This is a genomic window from Aquabacterium sp., from assembly GCF_016234775.1.
In the GTDB taxonomy this organism is placed as follows: domain Bacteria; phylum Pseudomonadota; class Gammaproteobacteria; order Burkholderiales; family Burkholderiaceae_C; genus Aquabacterium.
On the sequence record NZ_JACRAH010000014.1, the window covers coordinates 36,480 to 55,054 of the forward strand.

Annotated in this window: 8 protein-coding genes; all 8 read left to right on the forward strand. The window is 61.8% G+C overall.

The window, feature by feature from the left end; genetic code table 11:
* The first annotated feature begins 10 nt into the window (after nucleotides 1-10).
* The 8 genes from HY836_RS04655 (at nucleotide 11) to HY836_RS04690 (ending at nucleotide 18,467) form a co-directional block, all read left to right on the forward strand.
* Nucleotides 11-406, forward strand: coding sequence for a type II secretion system protein (locus tag HY836_RS04655; protein WP_290674040.1), 396 nt, complete (start codon nucleotides 11-13; stop codon nucleotides 404-406).
* Between the two features lie 10 nt (nucleotides 407-416).
* The gene (locus HY836_RS04660) at nucleotides 417-866 is read left to right on the forward strand and encodes a type II secretion system protein (protein WP_290674043.1); all 450 of its coding nucleotides are present in this window, start codon (nucleotides 417-419) and stop codon (nucleotides 864-866) included.
* Between the two features lie 68 nt (nucleotides 867-934).
* Nucleotides 935-1,762, forward strand: a complete 828-nt coding sequence (locus HY836_RS04665; RefSeq protein ID WP_290674045.1) for a LuxR C-terminal-related transcriptional regulator — start codon at nucleotides 935-937, stop codon at nucleotides 1,760-1,762.
* Nucleotides 1,763-1,772: 10 nt separating this feature from the next.
* On the forward strand, nucleotides 1,773-2,675 hold the full coding sequence (locus HY836_RS04670) for an ankyrin repeat domain-containing protein (RefSeq protein ID WP_290674047.1): 903 nt from the start codon (nucleotides 1,773-1,775) through the stop codon (nucleotides 2,673-2,675).
* Between the two features lie 338 nt (nucleotides 2,676-3,013).
* The gene (locus tag HY836_RS04675; RefSeq protein ID WP_290674049.1) at nucleotides 3,014-3,922 is read left to right on the forward strand and encodes a PEP-CTERM sorting domain-containing protein; all 909 of its coding nucleotides are present in this window, start codon (nucleotides 3,014-3,016) and stop codon (nucleotides 3,920-3,922) included.
* A 105-nt stretch (nucleotides 3,923-4,027) separates the two neighbouring features.
* The gene (locus tag HY836_RS04680; protein WP_290674051.1) at nucleotides 4,028-5,299 is read left to right on the forward strand and encodes a hypothetical protein; all 1,272 of its coding nucleotides are present in this window, start codon (nucleotides 4,028-4,030) and stop codon (nucleotides 5,297-5,299) included.
* 98 nt (nucleotides 5,300-5,397) lie between these two features.
* The gene (locus HY836_RS04685) at nucleotides 5,398-7,053 is read left to right on the forward strand and encodes a ShlB/FhaC/HecB family hemolysin secretion/activation protein (protein WP_290674053.1); all 1,656 of its coding nucleotides are present in this window, start codon (nucleotides 5,398-5,400) and stop codon (nucleotides 7,051-7,053) included.
* Nucleotides 7,054-7,094: 41 nt separating this feature from the next.
* Nucleotides 7,095-18,467, forward strand: coding sequence for a filamentous hemagglutinin N-terminal domain-containing protein (locus HY836_RS04690; protein WP_290674055.1), 11,373 nt, complete (start codon nucleotides 7,095-7,097; stop codon nucleotides 18,465-18,467).
* Nucleotides 18,468-18,575 lie beyond the last annotated feature (108 nt).

Here is an 18,575-nt window from a genome sequence, read left to right on the forward strand (position 1 = left end):
GCCCAGCATCATGTTCAAACAAGTGTCGCACCGGCGGCGGGGCTTCACGCTCATCGAGCTCATTGTGGTCCTGGCGATCATCGCGCTGCTGGCCAGCCTGGTCGCACCACGCTATAGCCGGTCGGTGGACAACGCGCGCGAGGCCTCGCTCAAGACGTCGCTCAATGTCATGCGCGATGCCATCGACAAGTACATGGCTGACAAGGGCAGCTACCCCGACTCCTTGCAGGATCTGGTGCGCCGCGGCTACCTCAGGCAGATCCCTGAAGACCCCATGACCGGCACGCGGGACAGTTGGCAGATGCTGCCACCACCACCAGACAGTCAGGACAAGGGCCGCATGGCAGATGTGCGCAGCGGTGCGAGTGGACGAGGTCAGAACGGCGAGCTTTTCAGCAACTGGTAGAAGGGGTGAAATGAAGCGCTCTCGATCCCAGGTGGGCTTTACCTATCTGATGCTGCTTTGGTGGGTTGCCATCAGCGGCGTGTTGCTCACGGCACTGGCTCAGAGATGGACTGTCGAGGCGCAGCGTCAGAAGGAAATGGATCTGGTCTTCAAGGCCGGACAGATCAAATCCGCCATTGAGGCTTACGCCAAAGTACCCGTGCACGAAGGTGCAGGGCGCTACCCCGGTCAGTTGTCGGATTTGTTGGAAGATCGTCGCACGGGTTCCGTTCGCCATCACCTGCGCAGGCTTTGGCCGGATCCGATCACGGGTCAGCCCTGGGGGCTGATCAGAGATCAAGAAGGCATCAAGGGTGTCTTCAGCTTGTCACGGAAGAAGCCCATGCGTGGCCCTGATGGCGTGCTGACGTTTTCAGAATGGCGTTTCGAGGCGGCATCGAATCCGGCCCCGTCGCCTTGAATCGCTGGATTCGTCAACAAACCGTCATCCAGCGTACATAGACTGCAGCAAATTTCCTTCAGGCTGTCATGTCATCACAAAACGTCGCGCCCGAGCAATCGGAAGTACTGCTGCGTGTCATTGAGTCCGCGCCGCAGGTTTGCAGGCGCCATCAGTTCTTCGTCTGGAGTCAAGGTGACTTCCAGCGTTGGTTGCCGCACAAGATCAGCGTGTGTGGTACGTATGACCGTGACCAGCGCGACCTGGTGTTCGACATCTTCAACAGCGTGCCTGTTCCCGACGCCGTGGTTCAAGGCTTGAAGGACATCCGCTCCGAACTCATGCAAACCGCATTGAGCACCTGGCATCGCGGTCGTCGCCAGGCGTGTCGCATGCCGTTGAACCGGATTGGCGCCTCCTCTTCTTTGCGCCAGACGCTGACCGATCTCGGCTATGACGAGGTGTTGATGCACGGCATTCATCGCCCTGGTCGCCCTGAGGAAATCGAGAGCTTTTTCCTGTTTACTCAGCCGCACGAGGCGTTCAGTGAGAACGTGCTGCGCTCACTCGACATGCTGTTGCCTTGCCTGCATGTGGCCTATCAGCGCGTCTGTGCCACTGAGCGGCAGATGGTGGTGGGGCGAACCATGTCGTCAGCGCTGCCGGGGCAGCCTTACCAGCGCTTGATTCCGATCACCGAACGTGAGCGGGAGATCCTGCTTTGGGTGCGTGATGGTTTGAGCAACCAGCAGATCAGTGAAAAGCTGGGTATCAGCGCGTTGACTGTCAAGAATCATGTGCAGAAGATCTTGCGCAAGCTGGGTGCGGCCAACCGAGCCCAAGCCGTGGCCCGTGCCATGACGATGAATGCACTGAGCATCATGCCCAGCCATCACATGGGCGACTCCACTTACTGATTGAACCACCATGCTGATCCCAACCCAAGCCGGCTTGCGAGCCGGCGTTTTCATTGCTTTGACCGGTACGTGCTGCTTGCAAGCCTGGGCGCAGATTCCGCCGATGCGGGAGCACGACGGGCACGCCCTGCGTGACCAGCATGAACGGTCATCTTTTGTGGCGCCGGAGGTTGTGCCGGAGCGCAAGGGCCCAATGCCGGAGCATCTGTTCCAGTCCATCAAGCAAGGTGGGCCCTGGGTGCCAGCCCCGGTCGGTCAGCTTGGGCCCGTGGAGCGGATATTCATGAGCTTGTTGAAGAGCGGCGCATGGAAGGATGCCAAAGCGTTTCTCAAGAATGACTCGCCGGATCTGAATCTGCCGAATGAAATCGGGGATACACCTCTGACCCTGGCAATCAAGGCCGGACAACTGGACCTGGTGCGCGACATGCTGCGCAAGGGGGCTGACATCGCGCAGTTTGGTTCGGGTGGCTACGCGCCTTTGGCCTTGGCGGCATTCACCAGGCAGGAGTTGGTGCTCAAGGAGTTGTTGCGCCATGGCGCGCGTGTCGATCAATACAGCCGCCACGGGCAGTTGCCATTGCATCTGGCTTGCCTGGTGGGTGACGAGCGAGTTGTGCAGGTGCTGCTGGATGCGGGTGCTGATCCGGCCGCCTTCAACCTGTCGGGGCGTCATGCGTTGGCCGAGGCTGCGAGCAATGGCCAGGTTGGTGTCATGGCTTTGTTGTTGGCGCAGGGGGTCTCGATCGAGTTGCGAGATCAGCACAAGTTGACGGCCTTGCATGCAGCCGCTGCGGCCCAAAATTCTGAGGGTGTGGCCTGGTTGCGTCAGCGTGGCGCCACTGTACCTGGCCCGCTCACACAAGTGCTGCTGGACAAGCTGGCCGAAGGCGGTGCTGGCAGCCCGCTTTGATGTGTGCAGGTCACAAGCGCGGTTCGTGCATGAACCTCCCCCCTTGTTCATGGGGGGGCAAGTGCGGGGCGATGTCTCTCCACGCTGATTGAACAAAGGCCTGATCCAAACGGATCAGGCCTTTGCATTTGTGCGGTTCGTTCTGCCATACCTGATAGGTATCTTGACGGTCGTTGGGGCGCTCCTTGATGGCTTCCGCCAAACGGACTAGGTGGATACCTCTGCGGGCTGCTACGGATGTCACATCACGCCGAGACACTTCGGCATGCCCCGAGCAAGCAGTTTTTGTCCGGGGACATACAAAAGTTTTCTCATCCTCTCTTTCGGAGATCAAGCAAATGAAACTGCAACACATTGCCGCCGCTGTGGCCCTGGCTGTCGCCGGTACTGCACACGCTGCCGTCGACACGATGGCTACCAACAACAGCTCGCTGTTCCTGATCGCGTTTGACAACGCCAGCGGCACCCAAACCCAAACCGCCGGTTTCTTCGACCTGGGCCTCAACCTGAACGACTTCCTGCCTACGGCTGCCCTGACGCAGACCAACCAGAAAGTTGAATGGGACTTCGCTGGCAACACCATCAAGGTGAACGGCACGCTGCAAGCCTCCACGAACTCATGGGACGCCGCCTTCGACAAGCTGGTTGCTAACTCTGACGCCGGCCAGATCAAGTGGACCGTGGGCGCTGGTGACTCTGTATCCGATCCTTATGTCAATTTTGTGGTGGCTGGTACGCCTAACGCCTCCGCTCTGTCCAGCCAGAACTCGGGCAAGACTGCCGCGATGGCTTCGGTGAACAACTTGTTCAGTCTGAACTTGTTGAACAAGGGCACCGTCAACGTCGCTGGCGTTGACAACGGCGCCTGGACAGCTGTGGGCACCATCGACGGTGCCAACGCCGCTGCTGGTTACGTGATTGACTCCACTCTGTTCGGCACCAACTGGCAAACCAAGCCTGCCTGGGTTACCACCACCACCAATGCCCAGAACAATTTCTGGAAGCTGAACGCTGATGGTACCGAAGAAGCTCTGGGGGCGGCCGCTGCTGGTTCCACCATCATCAACAGCGCCAACCTGCTGAACGACAAGGGCACCTTCACGTTCAACGCCGCTGCCAAGACCCTGACCTGGGAAACCGCCGCGCTGGCCCCCGTGACGCCTTCCGTCCCTGAAGCCAGCACCTACTCCATGGGCCTGACCGCTCTGGCTCTGATGGGTCTGTTGGCCCGTCGTCGTCGCGGCTGATCGCCGTGATGTGACAGAGGCCGGCTGCCTGCAGGGGCCTCTGTCTGTTCAGCTTCCGCTTTGCTCTGCTTCGTACCCGCATTCCCTTCTTTTCGGAGAATTTCCATGCAATTCAACAAGATCGCTCTGGCTTCCGCCGCCGCCGCCGTTCTGGGCTTCGCTGGCCAGGCTCAAGCCCTGACCGCCCCCGCAGGCACCACCGTGTACATGACCGGTGCTTCCGCCACTTCGGCCAACTACGTTGCCGCTCTGAAGAGCCTGTGTACCGCTGCCGGCGGCAGCGCCAAGGTTTTCAAGAACAACACCAACGTTGGCACCCTGGGCAACTTCTTCACCGTGCAATGCCAGAACGCTGCTGGCACCGCCGTGGTTGATTTCGACACCCTGAGCACCTCCACCGTGGCTTTCAACGTTGACGGTGGTTCTTTCACCGCCGTTGTCAACTCCTCCACTGGCGGCACGGCCACCAAGTTCATCACCCCCACGGCTGCCACCTTCGGTGAAACCTGCGCCATCGGTGTGGATACCATCGCTTGCGCCCAAACCGCCACGACCGAGACTAAGGTGTCTGAAGGCGGTTTCATGGACATGGAGCCCGCAGCTTTCGGTACACAAGTTGACGTCTACGGTGACATTTCCGGCAACGTGGCCGTGTCCAACTTCAGCCAGGCTTTCTACGTCGCTGTGAGCAAGGGCCTGTACGACGCCCTGCAAACCGCCCAAGGTGTGGCCGAGCCTGTCGGTGCTGACGAGCGTCTGCCCCAGTATCAGCCTTCGATTTCGCGCGCTCAGTACGCTTCGATTGCCAACAATGACGTGTTTGGCCAAGCCAAGACGGCCCCCGGTGCATTCCTGGGTGTTCCTGCTGGCAAGCTGACCCTGTGCCGCCGCGTTGACACTTCGGGCACGCAAGCTGCTTCGAACCAGTACTTCATGAACACCCTGACCGGTATCGGCCCCAACGGCGGTAACCTGACCCCGATCGGTGCGGCTTTCCCCGCCACGTCTACGTTCGCTGTGAACGAAGGTGCCTCGACCAGCAACACCCGTTCCTGCCTGGGTTCGGCCACCGCCTACGCTGTTGGCGTGCTGTCGGCTGAAAACGCCCCCAAGACGACCGACCTGTATCGCTACGTCAAGCTCAATGGCGTGGCCATCGGTGATGCCGTGAAGAACAAGAACGCCGCTGTTCTGGGCAACTACGACTTCGCCTACCAGAGCTTCACCTACTGCGCTGCTGGCGTGGGTTCGTGCGCTGTGCTGGATGCCATCAACAACACGTTGGGCGACCTGACTAACTCGACCGGTCTGTACGGCAAGGGTGAGTCCCCTTTCCACCACAACGACAACAACGCCAACCCCATCACCAAGAACTAAGTTTTTGTGATGTGTGCACCCGCTCGGATGAGGGGGTGCCTGGCTGAAAACACGCAGTCCCCAGTGATGGGGACTGCTTCATTTGTGTCAGAGAAAAAATGAAAAATGCGTTTGCTCGTGCTGTTGTAGCTGTCACCGCCCTGGTGTCTGCTTCGGCGATGGCCCAGACCACGGCCAGGCCCGCTGCGGCTGCCACGCCTGCATTCGATGTGCTGGAGTTTGTCGTTGAAGGCAATACCTTGCTCGCACCGGAACTGGTGGAGAAGGTGTTGTCGCCCTACATGGGGCCTGGCAAGACCTTCAAGGACATCGAAGCTGCACGCAACGCTTTGGAAAAGTCATTCCAGGAGGCCGGCTACCTGAGTGTGCTGGTCAACCTGCCCAATCAAAAGGTCTCCGACGGCGAAGTGCGCATCGAGGTCAACGAGGCCAGTGTTGCCCAGTTCAAAGTGACTGGTGCGCAATACCACCTGCCAAGCAGAATTCGGGAGGCCGTGCCCAGTTTGGCGGAGGGCAGCGTGCCCTTGTTTCCTCAAGTTCAGAAAGAGCTGGGTGACGTCCAGACCCGTGACCTGCAGATCACCCCCATCGTCGGTTCCAGCGAAGATGGCGCCGCCGTCGAGGTGGAGCTCAAGGTACAGGATGAGGCGCCCTTGCATGGCTCCGTTGAGATCAATAACGTCCAGAACTTCAACACATCTCAGGGGCGCGTGAGCGCGGGCCTGAACTACAGCAACCTGTTCCAGCGTGGCCATTCGCTGGGTTTCTTCTGGCAGTACGCACCGAACCGCCCCACAGATGGCAACTCGCTGTCCACCATCTACAGCCTGCCCTTGAACCCGCGTGACACCCTGCTGGGTGCCTTCACCATCAGCGACAGTGAGACGCCCTCCAATGTGGGCACCTCGTCGGGCCCGACAGCCACCATCACCAAGGGCCAGATCTACAGCCTGCTGTGGATGCACCAGCTGAATTCGCGTGGCTGGCCTGTGCAGCATGACATGTTCCTGGGCCTGGATTACCGCAACAACAAGGACGCCAACCGTTACGCGCAGGGCTTCACCACGGCGAAGCCGCCGCTGCGCTACCCCTTGCTGTCGGCCGGCTACAACCTGAACAAAAAGGGCAGCAGCAACTCGGTATTCAGCCTGAACACGTCGGTGAAGGTGTCCTCTGATGGGCTGGCGGGCCGCATGGTGAACTGTGATGGCGTGGAGCGAGACCAGTTCGAATGCCGCCGCAAGGGGGGCAGTGCCGATTTCATGGCGCTGCGCCTGGGCATGGCCTATGAGCAGTCACTGGGCAAGTGGCGCCTCAAGAGTGAGTTTGAACGTCAAGTGGCATCGGCCCCGCTGCCGTCCGCTGATCAATACAGCCTCGGTGGTATCGAGACCGTTCGCGGGTACTACGACGACGAGCAGTCTGGCGACGAAGGCTGGCGCGCGAGGTTGGAGCTGCATACGCCCACATGGTTGACGCTGGGTGATGCGCAGTTCACGGCGTTGGCGTTTCTCGACCGTGGGGATGTGCATTTCATGGACGCCCAAGCCACCCAGTTGACCTATATGCACCTGGGTAGCAGCGGTCTGGGGCTGCGCGTGGATGGCGACAAGGGCTTGTCCGTGCGCCTGGATGCGGCACGGCCTATCTTCAGCACCCAAAGGGTGGTGGACGGTGGGCAGCGTGCCTACGCCAGTGGCCCGAAGGCGGGCCGCGGTGTGCGCTGGCACTTCAGCCTGCGCCAGTCATTCTGATTTTCGTTTTGGCAGTACCGGTTAGTTGAGGAAAGATCGTCATGAACAAGCATGTCCATCGTCTGGTGTTTGACCGTCGTCGCGGTATGCGCGTGCCAGCTGCCGAACACGTGCGCAGCAGTGGCAAGGCCGCTGGCGGCCAGACCCGCGCCGTGGCGCTGGCTTGCGCCATGTTGCTCACCGCCGGTGTGGCCGATCAGGCTGAGGCGCAGAACCGAACGCTGACCAGTGTGGTGCAGCGTGCCAGCGGTGTGGCGCGGACCAACCCGGGTAGCCCTTTGCCCGTGTTCAGCACGGAAAAGAAGTACACCGACCTCAACTTCGGCAGCTTCAAGGACCCCTACAAGTCCGATGATGGCCTGACGATGACGATCGATCAGATCGATCGCCTGGTCATCATCAACTGGGACAGCTTCAACATCGACAAGGGCTATACGGTCGCCTTCAAGCAGCCCACCAATGGCACGGCGCTCAACCACATCCATGACCTGAACCCCAGCGTCATCATGGGTAAGTTGCAGGCCAATGGCGAGATCATCCTGGAGAACACCAACGGCGTGATTTTCGGTTCGACTGCGCGCGTGGATGCCGGCAAGCTGATAGTCACGGCGCTCAAGGTGGCGGACGACACATACAAGGCGGGTCTGCGCAATTTCGGGTCGACCAAGCAGAACCGACCGAGCTTTGGTGATGACAATGGCAATGCCGATGGCGTTGTGTCGGTGGAGGCCGGTGCCGAGATCCGGTCGTTGGCTGGTGGCGAGGTCATGTTGATCGCACCCAAGGTGCTTAACGAGGGTCTGATTGAAACGCCAAAAGGGCAGACCATCTTGGCCGCGGGTCAGAAGGTCTATCTCTACGCCACGACCAATGACGCTGCTCAGCGCGGTCTGCTCGTGGCAGCCGATGCCTTTACGGGTGATGCCAAGCCGGAGGGAGTCGGGGTCGCCGAGAACCTGGGCAAGATCTTTGCGGAACAAGGCACCATCAACATGGTGGGGGCGGCGATTCGCCAGCGCGGGGTGTTGACCGCCACCACGGCCGTGAAGGGCCAAAACGGCGCCATCTTCCTGCAAGCGCATACGACAACCAGGGATGCCCTCACCAAGTCTGACGAGCCTGTCAGGGTCGGTGCGATGTTGGGCACGGTCGAGCTGGGCGAAGGCAGCGTGACCTCCGTGCTGCCTTCCACTGCGATAGTCAAAGATCCCGAGACGGGCAAGATGGTGGAGGCCACGCAGGCCGACAGTGAAGACTTTTACCGGTCGCGCATTGCCATTGAGGGCCGTGATATTCACGTCAAGGAAAACGCCAAAGTGATGGCACCTTCTGGCGTGGTGACCATCCGTGCTGCGGAGGTTTCCAGCAACGAGTTGGATGGCTATCGTGAAGACAATGGTGCCTACCGGGCCGATAGCAGCCGCATCGTAATTGATGCCAATGCCGTCATCGATGTGTCCGGCTTGCGCGGCGTGTCACTGGATGCGACGCGCCACCAGCTCACGGGCCGACTGTTCGCGTCTGAACTGTCTGACTCGCCCGTGCAACGCGGCGGTGTGCTGTATCGCAAGGACTTTTTCTCGGATGCACGACGTGCCGTGAACGTGGCCAACGTCAAAGGCTTCTATGATCAGATTCAGCGATCCGCAGCAGAGCTGTCCACCTCAGGCGGTGTGGTGCGCATCGTCTCCAATGGTTCACTGATTGCAGACCCGAGTGCCCGCATCAACTTTTCTGGTGGTTCGACGATCTACAAGGCCGGCAGCATTGCATCGTCCATTCTTCGCAGGGATGGGCGGATCGTCCGCCTTGAAAATGCCAAGGCAGGCGATCAATACGGCGAACTGCTGACCAGCAGCGCCGGGACCGGACTGAAAGCCAGCGTGCAGGAAATCACCGTGGGCGACAACGCCGGTGCCGCCTTGGTGGCTGCGCCTTACCTGTCCTTGCCAGCCAAACTGGATGGCAGTGTGGTGCTGGGCGAGGCGCAGCGCACATCTGGCCAAAGCATGGGGAAATACGCCGATTTCTTCGAATCGGACCTCAGCACCAACGAGCAGAACGCCAAGCTCTGGAAACGCCAGAAATCACCCAATCTGGCTTCGTCGCCCAATCTCTACACCTCATTGCGTCCACTGAGCGGCTGGGTGAGTGTGGGCAGGCAGTTCATTGGTGGCGCTGAACAACAGATCCTCAATGGCATCGACCTTGTAGGGGGCGGTATTGCTGGCGTGGCGGCACCCTCGAACTGGCAAGACGCGGAGGCCTGGGCTCAGACTTTGTCGCAATTGGGGCGTACAGCCACTTTGTCCGCCGCTGCCTTGAACACCTCTGGCATTGGCCGCCTTGATCTCCAGGCCCAGAAGATCCGCATTGGTACCGAAGGGGCGCCAGTCAATCTGAACCTGCACGGTACCGGTCAATTGAATGCGACAGGTGTCGAGGTCGAACTCAAGGGACGCATCCGAGCCGCAGGCGGTGATGTGGCCATGAATGCAGCGCTTGGCGACATCACGATCGCGCAGGGCAGCAACATCGATGTCAGCGGGACCCTGCTCGATGACCGGGTTGGCGAGCCTGATGCCAATGAGGCCGTCGTGGTGAACGGGGGCAAGGTTGTATTGACTGCTGCGACGAACATCGTGCTGGATGGCGGTATCGACGTGTCAGGTGGTGCCTGGCGAGACGGCAGTGGCAAATTGAGCCAGGGCACGGCAGGCACCGTGGACATGGCGATCAACACGGGGGCGACGGCGAACATCGCCCCTGTGGGGCGGATTGCGGGTAGCCTCTCTGGTGTCAAGGGCTATGACTTCGCGAAGGGCGGCACATTCAAGATCAAGGGCGTGAGTTCCCTGAACCTGTCGGGCGGCAACACCGATCCCTTGGGTGTGAACGTGTCGCTCGAAGGTCTGGCCGAGCAGGGTTTCGGCACCATGGAGCTCAGCAGCCTGGGGCATGTCGAGATCGCTGCCAACGCCATCATCAAGCCCGAGTTGAAGAACTGGGTGCTGACGCCCTCCAGAGTTGGTGCGCTGACCGACAAGGGTATGGTGTCCGTCGACAAGCTGGTAGCGGGCTTGCGCCAGGGTGTGTCGGTGTCCTTGACGGCGGCGCAGGTGGCGAACGCCAAGGGGCTGGCCCTGCCTGGCCTGGAAAACGGCGCCAACATCACCGTGGGCACGAACGCCGAACTGAATGTGGGCATTGGCGGTGCGATCAACCTGGCGGCCGGCGGGCACATCGAAGTGGATGGCAAGCTGCGTGCCCGGGCTGGCCAGGTGTCAGCCGTGATCCTGGGTGAGCGCGGCGGCACCGCCACGGACGCGGGCAATTCGCCCGACGCGGCTGGCTGGAAGCCCGATCAACTGATCCACCTGAACACCAATGCCGAGATCGACGTGTCGGGCGTGGTGAAGTCCTACATGCCTGATGGAGACAACAAGGCTATCGACGACGCCCGCGAGCGGGTGGTGGGTGAGGTACTGGCAGGCGGTACCGTGTCCCTGGGTGCCAAGGGCGAAAAGGGCCGTGTGCGTGGTCGCGTGATCACGGAGGAGGGCTCGAAGATTCTGCTCAAGGGGGTCAAGGGCGAACTGGACCGCGGGCGCACCGTGAACAAGAGTACCTTGTACGCGGGCGCGGGCACCTTGAACGTGGTGTCCACGGATGGCTTTGCGCTGCTGGGCTCGGTGGACGCCAATGCAACAGACACCTCTGTGAACGGCGGGCAGTTGAATGTGTCTGTGTCCCGCGAAGGGGCCAATGACCTGGTTCAGGCCGGTACGGCCTACACGGCACAGAGCCGCACTGTGCGGGTGATCAACACCAAGGAAGAACTGGCCGCCGAATTGGGGCTGACCAAGGACCGCCGCACCATTGACCAGAGCAAGCTGGTGGCCGGCGAGGGCGTGCTGTCTTCCACCCAGATGGTGGCAGCGGGCTTTGACCGCATCAACCTGCGCGCCGATGACCAGGTGGTGTTGGACAAGGGTGCCCAGATCAGGCGTGCTGACGATGAGGTGCAATTACGCTCGGTCATCCTCAATACGCCCATCGTGCGCGCCACGGACGGTGATGCTGGTGACCACCAGATTCGCGCGCACCATGTCTCGCTGGGTGACCGTGATCTGGCCCACACCGAGAACACCAGCTACCCTGAAGCCAAGGCCGCCAACAAGGGCTTGGCTGGCGAGGCCAATCTGGATGTCCAGGCCGGCCTGATCGAGGTTCACGGCCACACGGCCTTGCAAGGCTTTGATGCCAGCAGCTTGCGCGCCACCTTGAGCGCCAACAACAATGTGCTGGCCGAGCGCCGCGATGGCGAGATCCGCTTTGTGGGTCGAACCCCCACCACGGACAACAAGGTCAGTTCCTCGTTGGAAAGCGTTTTCAGCTATTCGGGCCAGCTTGATCTGACCGCCGGGCAGGTGTATGCCACCACGCTGACGAAGGCCAGCATCACCGGCTACGACGGTGTGGCCGCCGTCAAGGACGTCCACGATGGCGTGGACCTGCGCATCAAGGCGCCCAGCGCCGGATCGACCAGCCAGATGCCTTTGTCGGCGCTGGGTTCGATGAGCCTGACCGCCGATGACATCGAGGTGGACGGTGTGCTGCGCCAGCCCTTTGGCGAGATCAAGCTCACGGCCAACAACAGTCTCACCCTCACCGACCGGGCCGAGTTCTCCGTCACGGGGGCAGGCCTGCTGGTGCCGGTCGGTCACACGGAAAACAAAAAGACCTGGAAGTACAACACCCAGGGCAGCCACCTGGATGACACGAAGCTGGAGGCCATCCAGCAATTGACCGGGGGCCTGCCGACCGACAAGTCGGTCACGCTCACAGGCCAGACGGTGAAGATCGCCAGCCAGTCTGCCTTGAACGCACAAGCCGGTGGCGACCTGCTGGCCTGGGAGTTCGTCAAGGGCACGGGCGGCACGACGGACACCCTCAACCGTCCCAATGTGTTTGCGGTGCTGCCCAGCTACACCTACGACTTCGCACCCTACGACACCGAAATCATGGCCACCACGCAAGCCGTGGGGACCAACCTGAAGGCCGGTGACAAGGTCACCATCACCTCCAGCAACGGGGTGCTGGCGGCAGGCAGCTACACGCTGTTGCCTGCACGCTATGCCATCTTGCCGGGTGCCGTGCTGGTATCCGAGACCAAGCTCAATACAACGGCAGCTCTGGATCGGGGTGCACTGGCCGACGATGGCAGCTGGACGGTGTCTGGCTACAAGAGCGCCGTGGGCACCCGCATCAACGGCGGTAACGACGCCCGCCTGGGGCTGGTGCTGGAGCCGGAGGCCACTTTCCGCAAGAAGTCCGAGATCACCGTGACTTCGATCAACAGCTTCCTGGATGGCCGCATTGCCGGCGACGGCGTGACTGCGCTGGCTCGCCCGGGTGATGCCGGGCGCGTGTCGCTGTGGTCGGCTGCCAATTTCGACTGGATGGCACGCTTCAAGCTCCAGGGCACCAGTGGTTTCCTGGGCGGCCAGTTCGACTTGTCCATGGGCAAGATGGCCGTGATGGCCGACCCCAATGAAGCGGCTGCAGCAGGCTATGCCCGCATCAGCCTGGATGCCCTGAACGCCACAGGGGCGGACAGCATCGTGCTGGGCGGCACACGCTCGGGCACAGCGGCCAACGCCACGGTGGATGTCAAGGCGAGCGACGTGAAGTGGGTGGCAGCCAAGGCCGCGCCAGACGCATCGGCACAAGAGCAGGCCCGTGTGGCCGGGTTGAATGTGCTGCAGACGCCGGGTGACGTGCTGTCGGTGGCGACCTCATCCGTGTCGGTGGATGACGGTATGACCCTGGCCTCGACTGGCCGCGACACCCAGTCCTCGCGTGTTTACAAGGTCGCGGGAGCAGGTGCCGCCTTGCTGGTTGGCAGCGTGCAGAACACCGATCTGCAACGCACGCTCACGGAGAAGACCACCAAGGGCGACCTGAAGGTGGGTAAGGCCACCTTGCAAGGCGCCACCTTGCAGCTGGACGCGACGGGGGTGTTTGACCTCGACAGCGAAACGAAACTGAATACGGGCTCCATTGGCCTGGGTGCACAGGCCATTCGCGTGGGTGGTGCGGCAGCCAAGGATGCATCCAGCACCCTGACCTTGACAGGCAAGGCTCTGGATGCGGTCAGCCAGACGGCCCAGGTGCAATTGCGCGCCTATGCCAGCATTGACCTGGTAGACGATGTGACACTGGGTGCGCGGGATGCCACCACACAGCAGGCCCGCATCAACAAGCTCACCCTGGACGCACCGATGTTGCGTGGTGTCTCCAGCACCACGGACCAGGCGGGCCTGACTGCGCAGGTACTGGCGCGTGACATCACGCTGCGCAACAGCTCTGGCCTGGCGGCAGATGACAAGGCGGCGGCGGGCACCAACAAGCTGGTGATGAGGGCCGAGCCAGCCAAGGCCGATGGCCGCACTGGTGGCATTGTGTTTGCCGCTCAGGCAAAGAGTCAGGCGCAGATGTTGGAGTTGAAACAAGCGCTGATTGCTGCAAAGGCGACCAAAGATGCGGCAAATGCCACCACCACTGAAAAAGCCCTGGAGTTGGCGCAACAGCAAGCTCAAGCCTTGTCTGTCAAGCTTGGGCTGAGCGAGGCAAACAAGCAGGCTCTGGTTGCTGAGTTGGTCCTGGCCCAAAGTCAAGATTTGACGACTGAATCTGGGAAGTTACAGGCTCAAGCCCGTGCAACGGCCTTGGCGCAAGCGGCAGGCCAGACGCTGGCCTTTGTACAGGCGACCTTGTCCAGCAAGGGCGACGTGGTGACCCGTGGCACCGGCACGGTCACGGCTCAGGGTGATATGACCATCGAGTCGGCCCGCCTCACCGCTTCGTCTGATGCGAACTACACCGTGAGCGCGAACGGTGATCTGGTCATCAACAAGCGCAGCGATGCCCGCACGCTCGACGAATCGGTCGGTGTCGGTGGACAACTGACGCTCTCTGGCGCCCGGGTTGCTCAGAACGGTGTGGTGGACATCGAGTCTGGCACGCTGAAGATCACCGGCAAGGGCACAGCCGGCCAGACCGATACCGTGGTGCTCGGTGAAGGTTCGACCACCAGCGTGAAGGGCCGCAGCCATGCGATGTCTGACACCTGGACGGTGGCCACCCCAGGCGGCCGTGTGGACATCACGGCCGAGAAGGGTGATGTGGTGCTGGCGGGGCTGATCGATGCATCTGCACCGGCCTTGTCCGCCAAGGATGACGGCACCCCGCAGGCCGCCGGTACGGTGACGGTGACTGCCGTGGGCAACACCGTGAAGGACGAGTTTGAACAAGGGCGCGTGCGCCTGGGTGAAAAGGCGCGCATCAACCTGGATGCCGGTCGCGCAGGCCAGACCGGCCTGGGCGGCAGCCTGGTCGTGGATGCGGGCCAACTGGTGAAAGAGCCCGGTACGCAAGGCATGGCAGCCGATGGGTCGGCCCTGGACCGCCTGGCCACCATGGTGGCTACGCGCAATGGCAATGCGCATGATGCTGTCACCGTGCGTGTGCGTTCAGGTGATCAGGTGCTGCACAACACCGTCAAGGCCGAACGCGTGGTGCTGACGGCTGACACAGGCTCCGTCACCGTGGCCTCGGGCGGCAAGATTGACGCCCGAGCCCTGGCCGGTGGTGTGATCCAGCTCAACGCGGGCAAGGAGGTGGTGCTGCAAGGCGGCTCGACCTTGCAGGCCGACTCTACCCGCGCGGGCGCCAACGGCGGCGACATCCTGCTCAACTCCCTGGGCCTGGTGGACGACACAACCAAGGTGGCCGGCCGCGTGAAGATCGGCTCCAAGGATGCCAGCACGGGAGAAATCAGCCAGGCCACGATCACCGCAGCCAGTGCGGACGACGCACTCGATGGTCGCGTGGTGATCCGTGCACGGCGTGATGACAGCGCCACGACCGAAGCCGGCAAGCTCAATGTGGATGCGGTCTATGCCGACATCCAGGCCGGCCAGGTGGATGTGGAAGCCGTGCGCGTGTACAAGAGCGACACCCGCACTCAACTGGTGACCGGTGACCATACCGCAACCGCCTGGGGCCTCAAGTCCATCGACAGCGACAACAGCACTTTCCTGAGTGATGAGAACAAGAGTGCCTTGCTGGGCGCCATGAACCTGGGTGGCATGGCCAATGTGCACCTGAAGTCTGGCGTGGAGATCCAGACCACCAAGGACTTCACCTTCGGGCAGGACCTCAACCTCTACAGCGACAAGCGCCCGGGTGGTGAGCCCATGTACCTCACTGTGCGTGCCGGCGGCAACGTCAACGTCAACGCCAACATCAGTGATGGCTTTGCCACGGCCACCCGGGCAGCCGCCACCCCCAAGCCCCCCACGGCGCCCACGGACATCAAGGCCGGTGATGCGACATCTTATCGCTTCGTGGCTGGCGCCGACACGACATCGGCCGACACCCTGGCCCATGGTGCAACGGCCAAGAACCTGACGGTGGCGGGCGGCAAGCTGATCCGTACGACGGCCGGTTCGATCGACCTGGTCGCCTCAGGCAACATTGATCTGAAGGCGACCGGGACGCCCACTTCCGCCACGGTGGAGCAGGCCTCGGTGTATGTGGCCGGGCGCCTGTCCAGCCTGGCAGATGGCGAGACCATGCCCTACAACTACACCTGGGGGCAGTTCACCGAGCGCGGTGGACGCCTGACCGCCACGGCAGGCCAGAACATCACGCAGGCAGCGCCGGCGCAGATGATCGGCAACTGGTTCTACCACGGGGGCGACTCGGCTTCCGAAGTGGCTTGGTGGTCGGCCTTCGACAGCTTCCGTCAAGGCTTCGGCTCCTTCGGCGGCGGCAACATCGAAGTTGCCGCCAAGGGCAGCATCCGCAACATCGGCGTGGTGGCCCCGACCTCGGCGCGTACGCTCACATCGGCTGGCGGCAGCAAGTCGCTCAAGGTGCTCAACGGCGGGGATATCACGGTGTCGGCAGGTCAGGATGTGGCCGGTGGCATCTACTTCCTGGGCCGTGGCGAGGGGCGCATCACGGCAGGTGGCGCATTGGCGCTGGGTGATGGGCGCAAGTCAGTGAACAAGACCGTGTCACCATCCGGCGCCTATCTGGGCCTGATGGACGGCCATTGGGCGGTGCAGACCAATGGTGACCTGAATGTGGCCACGACGTTCAATCCGACGATGATGCCTGAGCCTGCGGCGCGAGTCAATTTGACCAAAGCAGGAGCGAGCAGTTCGATCTCGACGCCAGGCTACTATGCCACCTATGCAGAGGGCAGCGGCGTGTTGCTGACAAGTCTGCGTGGCCATACACACTGGGCCAGCGCGCCAATTGGCGCAAATGAAACGGTGGGGGCTTTGTTGAGCGACTTCACCAGCGTTTCCGCTGAAAAGGTAACCGCTTCGGAGGCGGCCCTCTCCTGGATGAACGTTGCGCCACCGGTCGTGCGCATCACCAGTGTGTCCGGGGATGTCAATCTCAGCAACTCGGGCAAGACAACTGATGCCATCCGCATCATGCAATCTCCGCTTGCAGACCTTGCGGTGTATGCAGGTCGAGATCTGAATGTCAATGCGCGACTGCACTTTGTGGATGGGGGGGAGACCGCACCCAACAGCGTCAGCAACCCCGCCGTTGCCTTGACCAGTACCACGCTAAGTCTGAGCGATCTGAAAACGAAGCTGAATCGGGTGTTTGAGAACTCACCTGTAGATGGCGCCGTGCTCTCGCCCTATCCCTCTCTCTACTACCAGAACAACAAGGACCTGATCACGATTCATGCCGGGCGTGACGTCACGTTTGGCTCGGAAGCCACCAGCGCGCTGGCGCTGCCTCGGGCAGCCTCCATCACGGCGGGCGAAGACATTAACGCGCTCAACTTCCGTGGTCAGCATTTCGGTGCGGATGATGTCACCACGATCCAGGCAGGCGGCAGCATCGGCGGTTATGCGTCTGCGCTCAAGGCTGAGGTGAGCTTGGCCGGCCCCGGCCTGCTGCGCGTCGAAGCTGGCAAGGACCTGGACCTGGGCATCTCCAAGGGCATTCTGGCTACCGGTTCCGTGCGCAACACGGCCCTGCCTGATGCCAGTGCCAAGGTGCTGGTGGCAGCGGGCATGAGCCAGCAGGTGAACCTGCCTCAGGCGGTGACCAACTGGGGTGAGGATGCGGCTTTCCGTGCCGCGGTGATGGATGCGGTGTCCAGCAAGCTGGAGCTGCCAGCCGGTGCGCAAAGCTGGAGCGAGGTGTCCTGGGCCGAGGTGCAGAACCTGTTCCAGACCTTGCAGAGCAGCACGCAGGTGGGGGTGCTCAACCAGTACCTGAACCAGCGATTCGTGGCCGCCTACCTGCCCGAACTGGCTGGCAAGGCCGATGCTTACTACCGCTCGGCTGAGTACGAGAAGCTCAAGCGCGAAAAAGTCTGGAGCCTGGTGCAGGAAACAGGTGCCAAGGCCGTGGCCATTGCAGCCTCAACCGATGCCGCTGAAGAAGCCCGTCGAGCGCAACAGCGCGCAGCCTTGTGGGCTGACCTGGCGCGCACCATGGACCTGGCCGGCCTGGGCAACTCTTTTGAACGTCAGGGCAGCATCGACCTGGCCGCCAGCAAGGTGCACACGCTGGCGCATGGCGACTTCGCCACGGGTGGCCTTGACGTGATGTCCCTGGGCGGTGGCGTGCTGGCCGGCCTGAATTCGGCAGCCAATCCTGGTGATCCACTGGGCATCATCGTCCGCGATGGCGGCAATCTGCGTGCCTATTCCAAGGGTGACTTCCTGGTCAATGCTCAGAAGACCATGGTCGTGGGTGCCGGTGATCTGTTGATCTACACCAGTGGCGGGTCGATCGACTCGGGCAAGGGCTCCAACACGGCCGTGTCGGCCGGTGGTGGTCGCCGCCTGTTTGACACCGACATCAATCAGGTGGTGCTCAAGCCCGCCGTGCCGACCACGGGCAGCGGCATCCAGATTGCCCGCAATGCGCAGGGCGTGTCCACTGGCTTGATCAAGCTGTTCGCCCCCAACGGTGAAATCCGCGCGCTGGATGCCTATATCAAGGGCGGTGACGGCATTCAGTTGGCTGGCCCAGTTATTGGTGGGGACAACTTGATCGGAGCCATCGCGGGCGCAGGGCCCGGGCCGTCGGTGTCCGTGTCTGTCAACGTGACCCCTCCCCCGACAGCGCCGCAGGCCGGTGTTGAAGAGGCAGCCGAAGACAGCAAATCGGAAAAGGAGGCCAAGCAAAGCAACGGCATCCTGACCGTCGAGTTGCTGGGCCTGGGGGCCGAGGCGCAGGACGATGCCCAGCCTCCTGCAGCCGGCCATGTCACGGAGAACCGCAAGGACACCAAGGACACCAAGGATGCCAAGGATGCCAAGGATGCCAAGGATGCCAAGGATTGCAAGAAGAACTGCCCTTGATGCGTGTGACAAATCCGTGACGCTGATGCGTCCTTGGTGTGATCCGAATGGCACGACTGCCGTGCCTATCGGAGACACATCCGTTTTTGATAATGCTCTGCTGTCCCG

Excerpts from the sequence above, each read along its gene's own strand:
- HY836_RS04655 (WP_290674040.1), top strand. The coding sequence starts at position 11 with ATGTTCAAACAAGTGTCGCACCGGCGGCGGGGCTTCACGCTCATCGAG.
- HY836_RS04660 (WP_290674043.1), top strand. The coding sequence starts at position 417 with ATGAAGCGCTCTCGATCCCAGGTGGGCTTTACCTATCTGATGCTGCTT.
- HY836_RS04665 (WP_290674045.1), top strand. The coding sequence starts at position 935 with ATGTCATCACAAAACGTCGCGCCCGAGCAATCGGAAGTACTGCTGCGT.
- HY836_RS04670 (WP_290674047.1), top strand. The coding sequence starts at position 1,773 with ATGCTGATCCCAACCCAAGCCGGCTTGCGAGCCGGCGTTTTCATTGCT.
- HY836_RS04675 (WP_290674049.1), top strand. The coding sequence starts at position 3,014 with ATGAAACTGCAACACATTGCCGCCGCTGTGGCCCTGGCTGTCGCCGGT.
- HY836_RS04680 (WP_290674051.1), top strand. The coding sequence starts at position 4,028 with ATGCAATTCAACAAGATCGCTCTGGCTTCCGCCGCCGCCGCCGTTCTG.
- HY836_RS04685 (WP_290674053.1), top strand. The coding sequence starts at position 5,398 with ATGAAAAATGCGTTTGCTCGTGCTGTTGTAGCTGTCACCGCCCTGGTG.
- HY836_RS04690 (WP_290674055.1), top strand. The coding sequence starts at position 7,095 with ATGAACAAGCATGTCCATCGTCTGGTGTTTGACCGTCGTCGCGGTATG.